This window comes from Nonomuraea indica, from assembly GCF_002850745.1.
Taxonomy (GTDB): Bacteria; Actinomycetota; Actinomycetes; order Streptosporangiales; family Streptosporangiaceae; genus Nonomuraea; species Nonomuraea indica.
The window spans coordinates 359,961-372,523 of sequence record NZ_KZ559473.1 but is presented as its reverse complement, the minus strand read 5'-3'; the positions used below and the strand labels follow the sequence as shown (position 1 = coordinate 372,523).

Annotated in this window: 12 protein-coding genes; 3 read left to right on the top strand and 9 right to left on the bottom strand. The window is 72.1% G+C overall.

Translation table 11 applies throughout. The annotated features are described in order from the left end of the window. Positions 1–25: 25 nt before the first annotated feature. The 5 genes from CXR44_RS22305 to CXR44_RS22285 form a co-directional block, all read right to left on the bottom strand. Complete coding sequence (locus tag CXR44_RS22305; protein WP_342748591.1) at positions 26–1,048, bottom strand: NAD-dependent epimerase/dehydratase family protein; 1,023 nt, start codon at positions 1,046–1,048, stop codon at positions 26–28. A 363-nt stretch (positions 1,049–1,411) separates the two neighbouring features. Further along, positions 1,412–2,425 carry a Gfo/Idh/MocA family protein gene (locus tag CXR44_RS22300; RefSeq protein ID WP_101788014.1) on the bottom strand — a complete coding sequence of 338 codons (1,014 nt, stop codon included), beginning with the start codon at positions 2,423–2,425 and terminating at the stop codon, positions 1,412–1,414. Positions 2,426–2,542: 117 nt separating this feature from the next. After that, positions 2,543–3,106 (bottom strand): GNAT family N-acetyltransferase, encoded by a 564-nt coding sequence (locus tag CXR44_RS22295; protein ID WP_101788013.1) that lies wholly within the window; start codon positions 3,104–3,106, stop codon positions 2,543–2,545. 10 nt (positions 3,107–3,116) lie between these two features. Continuing rightward, positions 3,117–3,671 carry a hypothetical protein gene (locus CXR44_RS22290; protein ID WP_101788012.1) on the bottom strand — a complete coding sequence of 185 codons (555 nt, stop codon included), beginning with the start codon at positions 3,669–3,671 and terminating at the stop codon, positions 3,117–3,119. 63 nt (positions 3,672–3,734) lie between these two features. Next, positions 3,735–4,592: an ABC transporter permease gene (locus CXR44_RS22285; RefSeq protein ID WP_101788011.1), complete on the bottom strand. Its 858-nt coding sequence runs from the start codon at positions 4,590–4,592 to the stop codon at positions 3,735–3,737. 579 nt (positions 4,593–5,171) lie between these two features. Here CXR44_RS22285 and CXR44_RS22280 point away from each other — a divergent pair. Both CXR44_RS22280 and CXR44_RS22275 read left to right on the top strand, forming a co-directional pair. Then, the gene (locus CXR44_RS22280) at positions 5,172–6,158 is read left to right on the top strand and encodes an aldo/keto reductase (RefSeq protein WP_101788010.1); all 987 of its coding nucleotides are present in this window, start codon (positions 5,172–5,174) and stop codon (positions 6,156–6,158) included. A gap of 31 nt (positions 6,159–6,189) precedes the next feature. Next, complete coding sequence (locus tag CXR44_RS22275; protein ID WP_101788009.1) at positions 6,190–7,464, top strand: activator-dependent family glycosyltransferase; 1,275 nt, start codon at positions 6,190–6,192, stop codon at positions 7,462–7,464. Between the two features lie 22 nt (positions 7,465–7,486). Here CXR44_RS22275 and CXR44_RS22270 read toward each other — a convergent pair whose 3' ends face one another. From CXR44_RS22270 to rfbA, 4 genes are all read right to left on the bottom strand, one after another. Then, positions 7,487–8,368 carry an SAM-dependent methyltransferase gene (locus CXR44_RS22270; RefSeq protein WP_180903635.1) on the bottom strand — a complete coding sequence of 294 codons (882 nt, stop codon included), beginning with the start codon at positions 8,366–8,368 and terminating at the stop codon, positions 7,487–7,489. Further along, entirely contained in the window at positions 8,365–9,903 is a 1,539-nt protein-coding gene (locus CXR44_RS22265; RefSeq protein WP_101788007.1) for an aromatic amino acid ammonia-lyase, read from the bottom strand. Before CXR44_RS22265 ends, CXR44_RS22270 begins: the two co-directional genes overlap by 4 nt. A gap of 83 nt (positions 9,904–9,986) precedes the next feature. Further along, positions 9,987–10,982, bottom strand: coding sequence for a dTDP-glucose 4,6-dehydratase (gene rfbB, locus CXR44_RS22260; protein WP_101788006.1), 996 nt, complete (start codon positions 10,980–10,982; stop codon positions 9,987–9,989). A gap of 6 nt (positions 10,983–10,988) precedes the next feature. After that, positions 10,989–11,876, bottom strand: coding sequence for a glucose-1-phosphate thymidylyltransferase RfbA (rfbA, locus tag CXR44_RS22255; RefSeq protein WP_101788005.1), 888 nt, complete (start codon positions 11,874–11,876; stop codon positions 10,989–10,991). 114 nt (positions 11,877–11,990) lie between these two features. On the opposite strand from rfbA, the gene CXR44_RS39585 reads away from it, so the two are divergent. Next, positions 11,991–12,563 (top strand): glycosyltransferase family protein (locus tag CXR44_RS39585; RefSeq protein ID WP_483870012.1); only part of this gene is annotated, 573 nt, incomplete at its 3' end.

Genomic DNA, 12,563 nt, shown 5'->3' with positions numbered 1-12,563 from the left:
ACTCACTCCTCGGATCTGGGTTGGTTCACGTCGGTCCGCTCGCCGTGCCGGCCCCGGCGGGCTCCGGGGCGCTCTCGTCCCGCTCCAGCCACCACGGGTTGGCCCGCGCCCAGTCGACCGTCCGGCGCAGGCCGTCGCGCAGGCCGGTCGTGCTCCGCCAGCCCACCAGGTCCCGCACCTTGGCGGTGTCCGGGATACGGCGGCTCAGATCCTGGTAGGTGTCGCCGTAGCGGCGGCGCGTGTCGAGGGAGGCGATCTCGAGCTCCGAGCCCGTCAGCTCGACCAGCGCCTCCACGGCGCTGCGGATGGAGATCTCGTCCGAGCTGCCGACGTTGAAGCACTCGCCGTCGGACTTGGGGCTGTCGCCGATGGCCAGCGTGGCCGAGACCGCGTCGTCGACGAAGGTGAAGCTGCGCGTCTGCTCGCCGTCGTCGTAGACCACGGGAGGCAGGCCGCGCAGCACCCGGTGCAGGCTGCGGCTGATGAGGAAGGCGGGCCGCTGGCGGGGGCCGTACAGGTTGAAGTAGCGCACGATGCTGGCGCGCAGGCCGCGCTGCCGGATGAAGGCGAAGATGAGGTGTTCGGCCAGCGCCTTGCTGGAGGAGTAGCTCCACCGGTCGGTGGCGGTGCTGCCGAGCACCCGGTCGGCGTCCTCCGCCCACGGCACGGCGGGGTTCCTGCCGAAGATCTCGCTCGTGCTGGCGAAGACGACCTTGACGCCGGCCTGGTCGGCGGCCTCCAGGACGTGCCTGGTGCCGATCAGGTTGGTGTCGACCACGTCGAGCGGCCGCCGCAGATAGCGGTCGACGCCGACGACCGCCGCCAGGTGGTAGACGACGTCCACGCCGTCGGTGATCACCTCGGCCAGGTCCGCCGGCGAGCGGATGTCGCCGGCGACGCGGCGCACGCCGCTCAGGTCGTGGTCGGGTGCGGGGCGGTCGTTGTCGACCACGGTCACGTCGTCGCCCCGGTCCCTCAGCCGTTCGACCAGATGGCTCCCCACGAATCCGTAACCGCCCGTGACAACGACAGAGGCCAACGCGCTCACCGCCCGATAATCGAAGACCCCGGATGAACCTGAGATGCCGACGGAATTCGAGACGCCGGGCGCCCCGGGAAATTGAATGCGTCCGGCGGCCCGCTCGCGAGATCCATATTCTCGCGGAGCCTTTGGTCATTGGCAAGGATCGGCGGTCCCGGCGAAACGCACCGGCTGGGGCGGTGAATATGGCGGGCGTTCCGCGCCGGCCGCCGTGTTCGGTCAGGGCTTTTCCAGGGAAATCGGCTTCCGGTGGGCGGTCAGCGCCATTTTCGGGAGAGCACGATTTCCAAGGGGCGCGGTTCCCGGAAGGAGCCGTTTCCAGGGGGCGAGGTTTCCGGCCGGTCGCCGCCCGGGTCCAGGCCGTCGCGGTCAGCGGCCGTCCGGGACGCCGGCCGTCGGGACGGCCGGGAACCGGCGGGCTTGGTTGCGGATCTCCTCCAGCAGGCCGGCCTGCTGGAGGAGCACGTCCCCGTGGCCCGCCGGGTCGGCGCCGTCACGGACCGCCCTGGCGAAGGCCCGGATCGCGTTGGCGAACTGGTCGTCGGGCGGCAGCTCGTACTCCTCCACGCCGCCCTCCCGCTCCAGCCGGACGACCGTGCGCAGGGTGGGCGGCACGGAGAAGGCCCGTTCGAGCGTGATCCGGCCGGCGCCACCCCAGACGGAGTAGGCCGACCGGTACGACGACTGGAAGCTGAACGTCAGCTGGGCCGCGACGCCCGCCTCCGAGCAGAGCAGCGCGGAGCCCCCGAGGTCGACGCCGCGCTCGCCGTCCACGAGCAGGGTCGCGCCGACCACGGACACGCCGGAGCCCAGGAACAGCTGCGCCGCGCGCACCGGGTAGGCGCCGACGTCCAGCAGGGCCCCGCCGCCGAGGTCGGCGCGGTAGCGGATGTCGCCGGGGCTGCGCGGCGGGATGCCGAACTCGCCGGTGAACAGGTGCGGCTCGCCGATGGCGCCGTCGGCGATCAGCTTGCGGACCTCGCCGTGCTGGTGGTGGTGGACGAAGGCGAAGTTCTCGGTCACCCACAGGCCGTTGCGGCGCGCGGCCGTCAGCATCTCCTCCGTCTCGGCGAGGCTCGTGGCGAACGACTTCTCCACCAGGACGTGCTTGCCCACCTCCAGCGCGCGCAGGGTCCACCGGTGGTGCAGGCCCGTGGGGAGCGCGACGTAGACCGCGTCGACGTCGTCGCGTTCGAGCAGCCGGGCGTACCCCTGCACCGACTCCCCGCCGAAACGCGCCGCGAATCTGTCGGCCTTGGCGCGCTGGCGGCTGGCCACGGCGACGACCTCGACCTCCTCGACGCGTCCCATGGCGGGCAGCGCCCTGCGCCAGACGATGTCGGCGCAGCCCAGCACCCCGACCCGCAGCGGGCGCCGGCTCATGACCGCACCCCCGGAAGCCGTCTCCGGACGGATCCGCGGGCGGCTCGCGGAGCAGGTCCGCGGTCCGCTACGGGGGCGGATCCGCGGCCGGGTACGCGGGAGGGGCCGTCGCGGCGGCTACGCGCGCTGCCCGTCACGGCGCTCCAAGCCGCGCACCATCCGGTCGACGATCCGCGCGCCCGACTCCTCCCAGCTCTCCCGGGTGATCGCGTAGAAGTGCACGTCCCATAGTCTCCCCTGGAAGAACAGGTGCTCGGGAATGACCGCCTCGCGCGGCACGAGGCTCATGCCGCGGCCGAGATCGCGCAGGCTCGCCTCCGTCGTCGAGAAGTACACCTTGCGGACGTGCTCCCAGGTCGCGAAGGCGTAGTTGACGGTCAGCATCATGGCCTCGGCGCCCGCGCCCAGCTTGCTCAGGGCGGGATCGGTGAAGATGCCGACCTGGATGTGCCCGGCCCGGTTGAGGTGCTGCAGCGAGCTGAAGCCGATGACGTCGTCGGACGGCCGGACGTGGATCGCGAACTGGGCCTCGGCCCCCTGGCGGTGCTGCTCGGCGAACGCGGAGGGGGTCGGCAGGCTGTGCAGCCCCAGCCGCGCGAGCACGTCGTAGAGCCGGGGGACGTCCTCCTCGCCCGCCGGGCGGAGCCTCGTCCTGATCGTTTCGAGATGAGGGTGCGGCATGGCCGTGTTCCTAGCAGGGGGTGCGCGGCCGGGAGAGCCGCTGGAGCAGGTCCGGCCCGGCGCTCTGCCACGCCTCGCGGTAGACCGCGAAGATGTTGAGGTCACGCAGCTCGCCGCCGTCGTAGACGAACTCCCTGAGCGTGGCCTCCCGGCGCACGATCCCGGAGACCTCGCTCAGCTCGCCGACGGCCTGCTCGACCGTCCACACGTACACCTTGCGGACGCTCCAGCTGGAGAAGGCGTAGTTGACGGTCAGCGCCGCGGCCGCGGCGCCCGTCTCCGCGCCGGCCGCCGGGTCCACGAAAACGCCGGCCTGGACGTGACCGCCGTTGAGGTCGAGCCGTTGCAGGCCGCTCAGCCCCGCCGGCGGGCCGCCGTCGCGGGGTACGACCTCGAACTGGGCCACGACCTCATCGGGGGAGGACGCCCACAGCTCGGTGAGGACGTCGCGGCTGACCGCCTCCGCGAGCCCGTGGCCGGACAGGAAGCGGTCGACGGCGGCCCCGTCGAGGGGATCGATGGGCCGCAGCGCCGTGGTACCGGCATCCAGATAGGGAAAGATCACGACATGTTCTCCTTGTCCCGCTGGCGAGACATCGGGAAGCCCTGAGACCGGGGAGCGGCGAGGTCAGCCGACCTTCCTGAAGCGGGCGACGGCGAGCCCCGCGAACAGCGCGCCCGCTCCCCCGACGAGGGCGATCTCCAGCGCCACCGGGACGGTCCAGCCGAACCACGAGATCCCGGGGTTGAACATTAACCGCACGCTCGCGGGGGCGTCGACATACGCGAACACGGCCTGCCGCATCGGGTCGACCGCGTACGTCAGCGGGTTGACCAGGGAGAGCGCCGACAGCCAGCCGGGCAGGTTGCCCACCGGGAACAGCGCGCCGGACAGGAAGACCAGCGGCATGACGGCCAGCTGCGAGACCCCCAGATAGGACTCCAGTCCCTTCACCCGAGTCGCGATCATGATGCCGAAGGCCGAGAGGGTGAAGGCCGCCAGCGTCATCAGCGCGAGCAGCTCCAGCATCAGCAGCGGGTGGTACGGCACTCCCGCCAACCCGGCCAGCAGGAGGAGCACCGCCCCCTGGACGGCCGACAGCAGGGTGCCCGACAGCACCTTGCCGGCCACGATGGACGTCCGGCTCACGGGTGCGACGAGCATCTCGCGCAGGAAGCCGAACTCGCGGTCCCACACCACCGAGGAAGCCGAGGAGATCGACGTGACGATCACGGTCATCGCGACGACACCGGGGAAGATCGCGGTCTCCAGCCTGATCCCGCCCGCGCCGGCGGGCATCAGCCCGCCGAACCCGCCCCCGACGACGAACAACCACAGGACCGCCTGCAGGAACATGGCCACGGCCCGCGACACGTCGTGTGCGAAGCGGATCAGGTCCCGCTGGAGCACCACCCTGATCACCCGCAGGCTCTGCCCCGCCCCGCGCCGGGAGTCAGGCGCCTCGACGACCGTCCGCACCGCCACAGCTCACCGTCCCACCGGGGCATCCGGCGCCCCGTAGCCGTCCCGCCGGGAAATTCGTCACGCTTTCGGATGACGGGCGTTCCCATAGGGCGGGCGACGGCCCCGCACTGTCAAATCACCGGCCATTTCCGTCCCGCTGGCGAGACGCGGCCGGCGGGCGGCCGGCGGCCGGTCGCTCTTGAATTGACGACGACGGTCCGCGTAGGTTCGCCAACGAGTGAAATGGACGGCGCATTGCCACCGGGCGGCCATTCGGCGATTGCCGTGCCACCGGAACTTCAGGCCGGCGGAGCGATAAAGACTACAGGCTCGCCGCCTTTCTCATGCCACCTGGGAGAACCGGCCGGCGGCCGGTGCCGTCCCGGGTAATCCCTCGCGAAAAGAGAAGGGAGGTGTGAACATGGATCTGTCCAACATTCTTGAGCTCCAGGAGCTCGAGGTGGCCCCCGAGTACGCCGAGCTGCCTGGGAGCAACAACAGCACGATCACCTGCTGATGATTGACGGTGCGGGGGATCGGCGACGGTCCCCCGCATCCGTCCGCCGGGTGGGCCCGGCGGAATCAACGGACAGAGGGACGATGCAGCACACACATCTCGGCCGGACGGCGCTGGAGGTAAGCCGTCTCTGCCTGGGCACGTTGAACCTCGGCATCAACATGACCAGGGCGGAGAGCTTCCGGCTCCTCGACGAGGCACTGGCCCGGGAGCTGAACTTCGTCGACACCGCCAATCACTACGGCTGGCAGGTCCACCGCGGGATGACCGAGGAGCTCATCGGTGAGTGGTTCGCCCAGGGCGGCGGGCGGCGCGGCAAGGTCGTGCTGGCCACCAAGGTCTTCAATCCCATGAGCGACTGGCCCAACGACCGCGGCCTGTCCGCCCGCCACATCGTGGCCGCCTGCGACGACTCCCTGCGCCGGCTGCGTACCGACTGGATCGACCTCTACCAGATGCACCACGTCGACCGGCACGCCTCCTGGGAGGAGGTGTGGCAGGCGATGGAGCTGCTCATCCAGCAGGGCAAGGTGCGCTACGTGGGCTCGTCCAACTTCGCGGGCTGGCACGTCGCGGCGGGCCAGGAGGCGGCCAGGAGGCGCAACCTCGTCGGCCTGGTGTCGGAGCAGTGCATCTACAACCTGATCACCAGGCACGTGGAGATGGAGCTCATCCCGGCGGCGGTCTCCTACGGGCTCGGGCTGCTGGCCTGGTCGCCGCTGCACGGCGGCCTCCTCGGCGGCGCGCTGCGCAAGCTGGAGGAGGGCACCGCCGTCAAGACGGCCAGGGGCCGGGCGATCGTCGCGCTGGACAAGCACGGTGAGACCGTCGCCGCGTACGAGAAGTTCTGCCGTGAGATCGGCATGGAGCCGGCGATCGTCGCCCTGGCCTGGGTGCTGTCGCGGCCCGGCGTCACCTCGGCGGTGATCGGACCGCGCACGCTCGCGCATCTCGACGACGCCGTGGAGTCCCTGGAGCTGCGGCTCGCCGACGACGTCCTGGAGGAGCTGGAGAGGATGTTCCCGCCGATCGGCAACGGCGGTCCGGCGCCCGAGGCGTGGGCCTGGTGACCGGCCCGGCCCGCCGCGCGGAGGCCGGCCCGTGCGCGTCCTGATCGCCACCGTCGCCGAGCGCACCAACTTCCTCGGCATGGTCCCGCTGGCCTGGGCCCTGCGCACCGCCGGGCACGAGGTGCGGGTGGCCAGCCAGCCACGGCTGACGGACGTCGTGGCCGACACGGGCCTGACCATGGTCCCGGTCGGCCGCGACCACGACTTCTGGCGCGTCATGCGCACCCACCGGTTCTTCGACCCGCTGCGCGACAGCGTGCCCCCGTTCGACCTGGCGGGGCTGCCCGACGACGAGATCGCCTGGGAGCCGCTGCAGCGCGGCTACCGGCAGGTCGTGCCCTGGTGGTGGCGGATGGTCAACGAGCCGATGCTCGACGACCTCACCGCCCTGTGCCGCGCGTGGCGGCCCGACCTGGTCATCTGGGAGCCCAGCACGTTCGCGGCCGCGGTGGCGGCCAAGGCGTGCGGCGCCGTGCACGCCCGGTTCCTGTGGGGGGTGGACGTCTTCGCCCGCGTCCGGCACCGCTACCTGCGGCTGCTGGAGGCGCGGCCGGGAGGCGACGGCGAGGACGTGCTCGCCCGCTGGCTGCGCGCCTGCGCGGCCCGCCACGGCGAGACCTTCTCCGAGGACCTGACCAGCGGCCACTTCACCCTCGACTGCCTGCCCGACGAGATGCGCCTGCCCGGCACCGGCGTGGAGTACGTGCCCGTGCGGTACATCCCCTACAACGGCCGCGCCGTGGTGCCGGCGTGGCTGCGCCGGCCGCCCGAGCGGCGGCGGATCTGCCTGACGCTGGGGACGTCGGCGACCGAGCGGCAGGGCGGCTACGTGCTGTCCGTGCGGGACCTGCTGGAAGCGCTGGACGGCCTCGACGCCGAGATCGTCGTCACGCTGCCCGAGGAGGAGCAGCGCCGCCTGCCGCGGGTGCCCGGCAACACGCGCCTGGTCTCGTACGTGCCGCTGCACGCGCTGGTGCCCACCTGCTCGGCGGTGATCGACCACGGGGGCGCGGGCACCGTGCTCACCACCCTGCACCACGGGGTGCCGCAGCTCATCATCCCCCGGCCGACGTTCGACGAGCCGCTGACGGCCCGGCAGGTGACCCGCGAGGGCGCGGCCCGCTCCATCCCCAGCGGCCGTGCGACGGGCGAGCGGGTGCGGGCCGAGCTGGAGGCGCTGCTGGCCGACGAGGAGGTCCGGCTGGGCACCGAGCGCCTGCGCCGGCGACTGCTGGACCTCCCGGCCCCCAACGACGTGGTCGGCGTGCTGGAGCAGCTCGCCGCCCGCCGGCGCCCCACCGGCTAGCGACGGGTCCGGCGGGCGAAGGTCACCAGCGCGTCGGCCGGGCGGCCAGCGAGGCGGCCCAGGGCGGCAGCGGGCGAAGCAGCATCGTGACGAAGCCCATCACCTCGCGGTAACCCCGCCACCAGGCCTCGCGGTAGTCGGCCGCGTACCTGAGGATCTCCCTGCCGTCGTGGCCCCCGGCCGTCACGCCCCACCGGGTCAGGCCGCTGACGCAGGCCCACAGGAAGTCGTCCCACTCCTGCACCGTGCTGACATGGCCGTGGACGGGCAGCCAGCCGGCGGCGGCCACCCGTTCGACGGTCGTGGGCAGGTCGGTGAACGCCTGCCGGGGCAGCTCCAGCGCCTTCAGCGCGGCCTCGGGCGGCTCGCGCTCCCAGAAGGGCTCGCCGATGAGGACGAGCCCGTCCGGCCTGACCAGCCGCCGCAGGCACGCCAGGTTGTCGCGCAGCCCGCCGAAGGCGTCCGACAGCCCCACGCACAGCACCAGGTCGTACCTCTCCCCCGGCGCGAACCGCAGCGCGTCGGCGGCCTCGAACGTGGCGCGGCCGTTCAGCCCCCGCCCGCCGGCCGCGGCGGCTGCCGCCTCGACGTGGGAGGCGCAGGCGTCGATGCCGTGCCCGGTGGCCTCCGGGTGGAGCTCCAGGGCGCGCAGCAGCCACGCGCCCAGGCCGCAGCCGACGTCCAGCACCCGCGCCCCGGGCTCCAGCCGGGCCAGCCTCAGCACGCGGTCGACGGACCCGTCGGACAGCGGAGCGATCACCGGGTGGGTGTCGCGGAGCAGGTTCCAGGTGGCCTCGGTGTCGATGTCGTCGTACGTCACGGCCCGGCGGTCGTCGTCCACGGCCCGGCGGTCGCCGTTCACGGCCTGGCTGTCGCCGTCCACGGCCCGGCTGTCGCCGTTCACAGCCCGGCCTCCCCCGCCTCGCCGAGGTCGTCCTCCAGCACCCACTGTCCGGCGGCCCGCGTCATCAGGTCGCGGGCGGCGCGCACCTCGGCCGCGAGCGGCCGGTCGTGGTCCAGAGGCGGGGAGAGCTCGCCCAGCTCCGCCCAGGGCGCCCCGGTCTCCCCGAGGTCGCGGCCCGCGAGCGCGGCGTACTGGGCAGCCCCGACGGCCAGCGACCCGCAGACGAGCCAGGCCAGCTCCACGGCCTCGGCCACGCCGTTGGCCCCGTTGAGCGCCATCGGCACGTGGTCCTGGTTGGTGCCGTTCGTGGGCAGGGCCGTGAGCGAGGCCGGGTAGACGAGCTGGCGGATGCGGGAGACGAACGACGTCGCGCTGATCTGCACACCCGCCAGGCCGCTGCCGCTGCCGGGCCTGGGCGTGAGCATCGGGGGCAGCCCGCCGTTGGTCGTCGGCGCGCACAGCAGGGCGAGCTGGCGTTCGGCCAGGAAGGCGACCTGCTGCAGGCACAGCCCGAGCTGGTCGGAGCAGAGACCGACGGGCATGGCGTGGAAGTTGCCGCCGTGCAGGATCTCGCCCTCGTAGCAGATGGGGTTGTCCGTGCAGCCCATGGCCTCGCGGACGAGCACGTCCTCGGCCGACCGGAGCTGGTCCAGCACCGCGCCGAGGACCTGCGGCGCGCACCGGAGGCTGTAGGGCTCCTGCAGCGGGCGCGAGGTGTCCCGCGTGAAGCCGGCCGGCAGCTCGGCGCGCACCCAGCGGGCGACGGTGAGCTGACCCGGCTGCCCGCGCACGTGCCCGAGGCCCGCGTGGTAGGCCTCCGCGTTGGCCCCCAGCAGGCGCACGATCCGGCCGGTCAGCGCGGCCACCGCGCGGGTCAGCAGGGTGATGGCGTGGTGGTTGACGATGCTCACCGCCAGGCCCACGCTCGTGCCGTTCACGAAGGCGAGCGCCTCGCGGGCGGGCCATTCGACGGGCGGCGCGCCGAGCCCGGCCAGCGCCTCCGCCGCGGGGCGCGCGGACCAGCGGCCGCCCACGTCGCGCACCCACGCCTCGCCCTGCCCGGCGTAGGCGAGCGCGGCCTGGGCCAGCGTCTGCAGGTCGCCGCTGGCGCTCACCGTGCCGTGGCGCGGGATCGCCGGGGTGAACCCGCGGTTCCACAGGTCGGCGAGCACCTGCCAGAACTCGGGGCTCACCGCCGAGTGCCCCCGGCGCATGCTCCGCAGCCGCAGCCAGACCACCAGGCGGCAGACCTCGGGCGAGAGCGGCTCGCCCTGCGCGGTCCCGAGGTGCGCGATCAGGCCGCCGCCCTGCTCGACGGAGGACTCGGACGCGGCGAAGTCCACGAGCGCGCCGAACCCCTGGGTTATCCCGTAGACCTTCTCCTTGGCGGCGATCGCCGTGCTGAGCACCTCGACGCTGGCCCGCATGCGGTCGACGTCGTCCGCGTCGCACTTGTCCAGCACCGCCTCCCACCCGGCGCTGCGCAGGATGTCGGCGAGCCCGCTGTTGCGCCGCCGCTCGGCAAAGACTGTCACGTGTCACTCCATGGGGGTTGGTCCGGCTCGCGCCGCCGGAACGTCTCGCCGGCGGGACGCCCTCCGTCGGGCCACCGGCTCGCTCAGGAGCCGACCGGTTCGAACAGCTCCCGTTTCAGGGGCTCCCACCAGCTCCGGTGCTCGGCGTACCACCGGACCGTGCTTCGCAGGCCGTCGGGGAAAGGCACCTCGGCCCGGTACCCCAGCTCGGTCCCGATCTTCGCGCTGTCGAGGGAGTAGCGCCGGTCGTGGCCCTTGCGGTCGTCGACGAAGCGCACCGCGGACCAGTCGGCTCCGCAGATCTCCAGGAGGTGGCGGGTGGTGTCGAGGTTGGTCAGCTCCGTGCCGCTGCCGATGTTGTACACCTCGCCCGGACGGCCCCGCTCCGCGACGAGGGCGACGCCACGGCAGTGGTCGTCGACGTGGGTCCACTCCCGCACATTGCGCCCGTCACCGTAGACGGGAAGCTTCTCACCGTCCAGCAGGCCGGTGATGAACAGCGGGATGAGCTTCTCGGGGAACTGGTAGGGCCCGTAGTTGTTGGAGCACCTGGTGACGCAGACCGGGAGCCCGTGGGTGTGGAAGAACGCCAGCGCGAGCATGTCACCGGCGGCTTTCGAGGCCGAGTACGGCGAGCTGGGCCGCAGCGGCTCGTCCTCCCCCCACGAGCCCGTGTCGATGGATCCGTACACCTCGTCCGTCGACACCACGACGACCTTGTCGACCCCATGGCGCAGCCCCGCCTCCAGCACGACGTGCGTCCCCAGGACGTTCGTCGTCACGAAGGCGGAACCGTCACGGATCGACCGGTCGACGTGCGTCTCGGCGGCGCAGTGCACCACCGTGGTCACGTCCTTCATCAGGCCGTCGACCATGTCCGGGTCGCAGACGTCGCCGTGCGCGAAGGTCAGGCGCGGGTCGTCCGCCACCGGGTCGAGGCTCTGCCTGGTCCCGGCGTAGGTCAGCTTGTCGAGCACGACGATGTCGGCGCCGGCGAACGCCGGATAGGCTCCCGACAGGGCCCGGCGGACGAAGTTCGACCCTATGAACCCGGCACCGCCGGTCACCAAGACGCGCATATGGATTCACCTCTGCCGGGAGTCGCTCCATGAGCGGGCCACGTCCATGACATATCTGCCATATTCCGAATGCCTCATCTCAAGGCCCCTTTTATAACACGTCTCCGCGTCCACAAAACCCATTCTGAGCGCCGTCTCCTCGATGCAGGCTATCCGCCGGCCATTGCTCCGCTGGGCCTCACGGACATACTCCGCCGCCGCCAGGAGCGAGTCGCAGGTCCCGGTGTCGCACCATTGGTATTCGCTGCCCATCGAGACCAGTGACGCTTTTCCCTCGGCCAGGTAGACCCGGTTGACGTCGGTGATCTCCAGCTCGCCGCGCGCCGACGGGCGCACCTCCTTGGCGATGTCGACGACCTCCTTGTTGTAGAGGTACAGGCCGGTGACGGCGTGGCGCGAGCGGGGCCGCGCGGGCTTCTCCTCCAGCGACAGCAGGTTGCCCCGCTCGTCCAGCTCGCCCACGGCGTAGCGCCGCGGGTCGTCGACCTCGTAGCCGAACAGCACGCAGCCGTCCACCCTCCGGCGCGCGTCCGCCAGGAGTCCGGGCAGGTCAGGGCCGTCGAAGAGGTTGTCGCCGAGGATGAGGGCGCACTCCTCGCCGTCCACGAAGCGCTCGCCCACCAGGAACGCGTCGGCGATGCCGCGCGGCTCCGGCTGCTCGGCGTAGGAGATGTCGAGGCCCAGCGCCGAGCCGTCCCCCAGCAGGACGCGCAGCGCGGGCACGGTGGCGGGGGTCGAGACGACGAGGACGTCCCTGATTCCCGCCAGCATGAGAACCGACAACGGATAGTAGACCATGGGCTTGTCGTAAACCGGTAACAATTGCTTGGACATCGGCAGGGTGACAGGATGCAGCCGCGTTCCGCTGCCGCCCGCGAGAACGATTCCCTTCATATTTCCTCCCGCACTGGCCGGTCTTTTTCCGATGCTAGGCAGCGGGCTCCCGCGCTCAACCCCTACCGGCCCCCTGAAAGGCCGGCCACGTCCCTTTCCGAAAGGAGCATCCGGATGCGCGTCGTCATCGCGACGCAGGCGGAGAGGTCGCATTTCTTCAGCCTCGTGACGCTCGCCTGGGCGCTGCGCACGGCCGGGCACGAGGTCCGGGTCGCCAGCCAGCCCGAACTGGTGGACGCCATCGCCGGCAGCGGCCTGACCGCGGTGCCCGTCGGCCACGACCACCGGTTCCGGCAGGTCATGAAACGCGTCGTGGACGCGCGGTGGCCGCGCTTCGACATGACGGTGAACGCCTCGGCCGGGGTGTCGTGGGAGTACGTGCGCGACGGGTTCCGGCGGCTGGTGCCGTGGTGGTGGAAGGTGGTCAACGAGCCGCTGGTGGGTGACCTGGTGGCGTTCTGCCGGGAGTGGCGGCCGGATCTGGTGGTGTGGGAGCCGACCACGTTCGCCGCTCCGGTGGCGGCGCGGGCGTGCGGGGCCGCGCACGTCCGCCTCCTGTGGAGCGTGGATCTGTTCGCGCGGATGCGGGGGTTGTTCCTGGAGCTGATGGCGGGCCGGCCGGCCGGGGAGCGGGAGGACGTGCTGGCCGACTGGCTGGGCGGGCATCTGGGCCGGTTCGGCGAGCGG

Coding starts and splice junctions, on each gene's coding strand:
- CXR44_RS22300 (WP_101788014.1), bottom strand. CDS start 2,425: ATGAGCCGGCGCCCGCTGCGGGTCGGGGTGCTGGGCTGCGCCGACATC.
- rfbB (WP_101788006.1), bottom strand. CDS start 10,982: ATGCGCGTCTTGGTGACCGGCGGTGCCGGGTTCATAGGGTCGAACTTC.
- CXR44_RS22295 (WP_101788013.1), bottom strand. CDS start 3,106: ATGCCGCACCCTCATCTCGAAACGATCAGGACGAGGCTCCGCCCGGCG.
- CXR44_RS22280 (WP_101788010.1), top strand. CDS start 5,172: ATGCAGCACACACATCTCGGCCGGACGGCGCTGGAGGTAAGCCGTCTC.
- rfbA (WP_101788005.1), bottom strand. CDS start 11,876: ATGAAGGGAATCGTTCTCGCGGGCGGCAGCGGAACGCGGCTGCATCCT.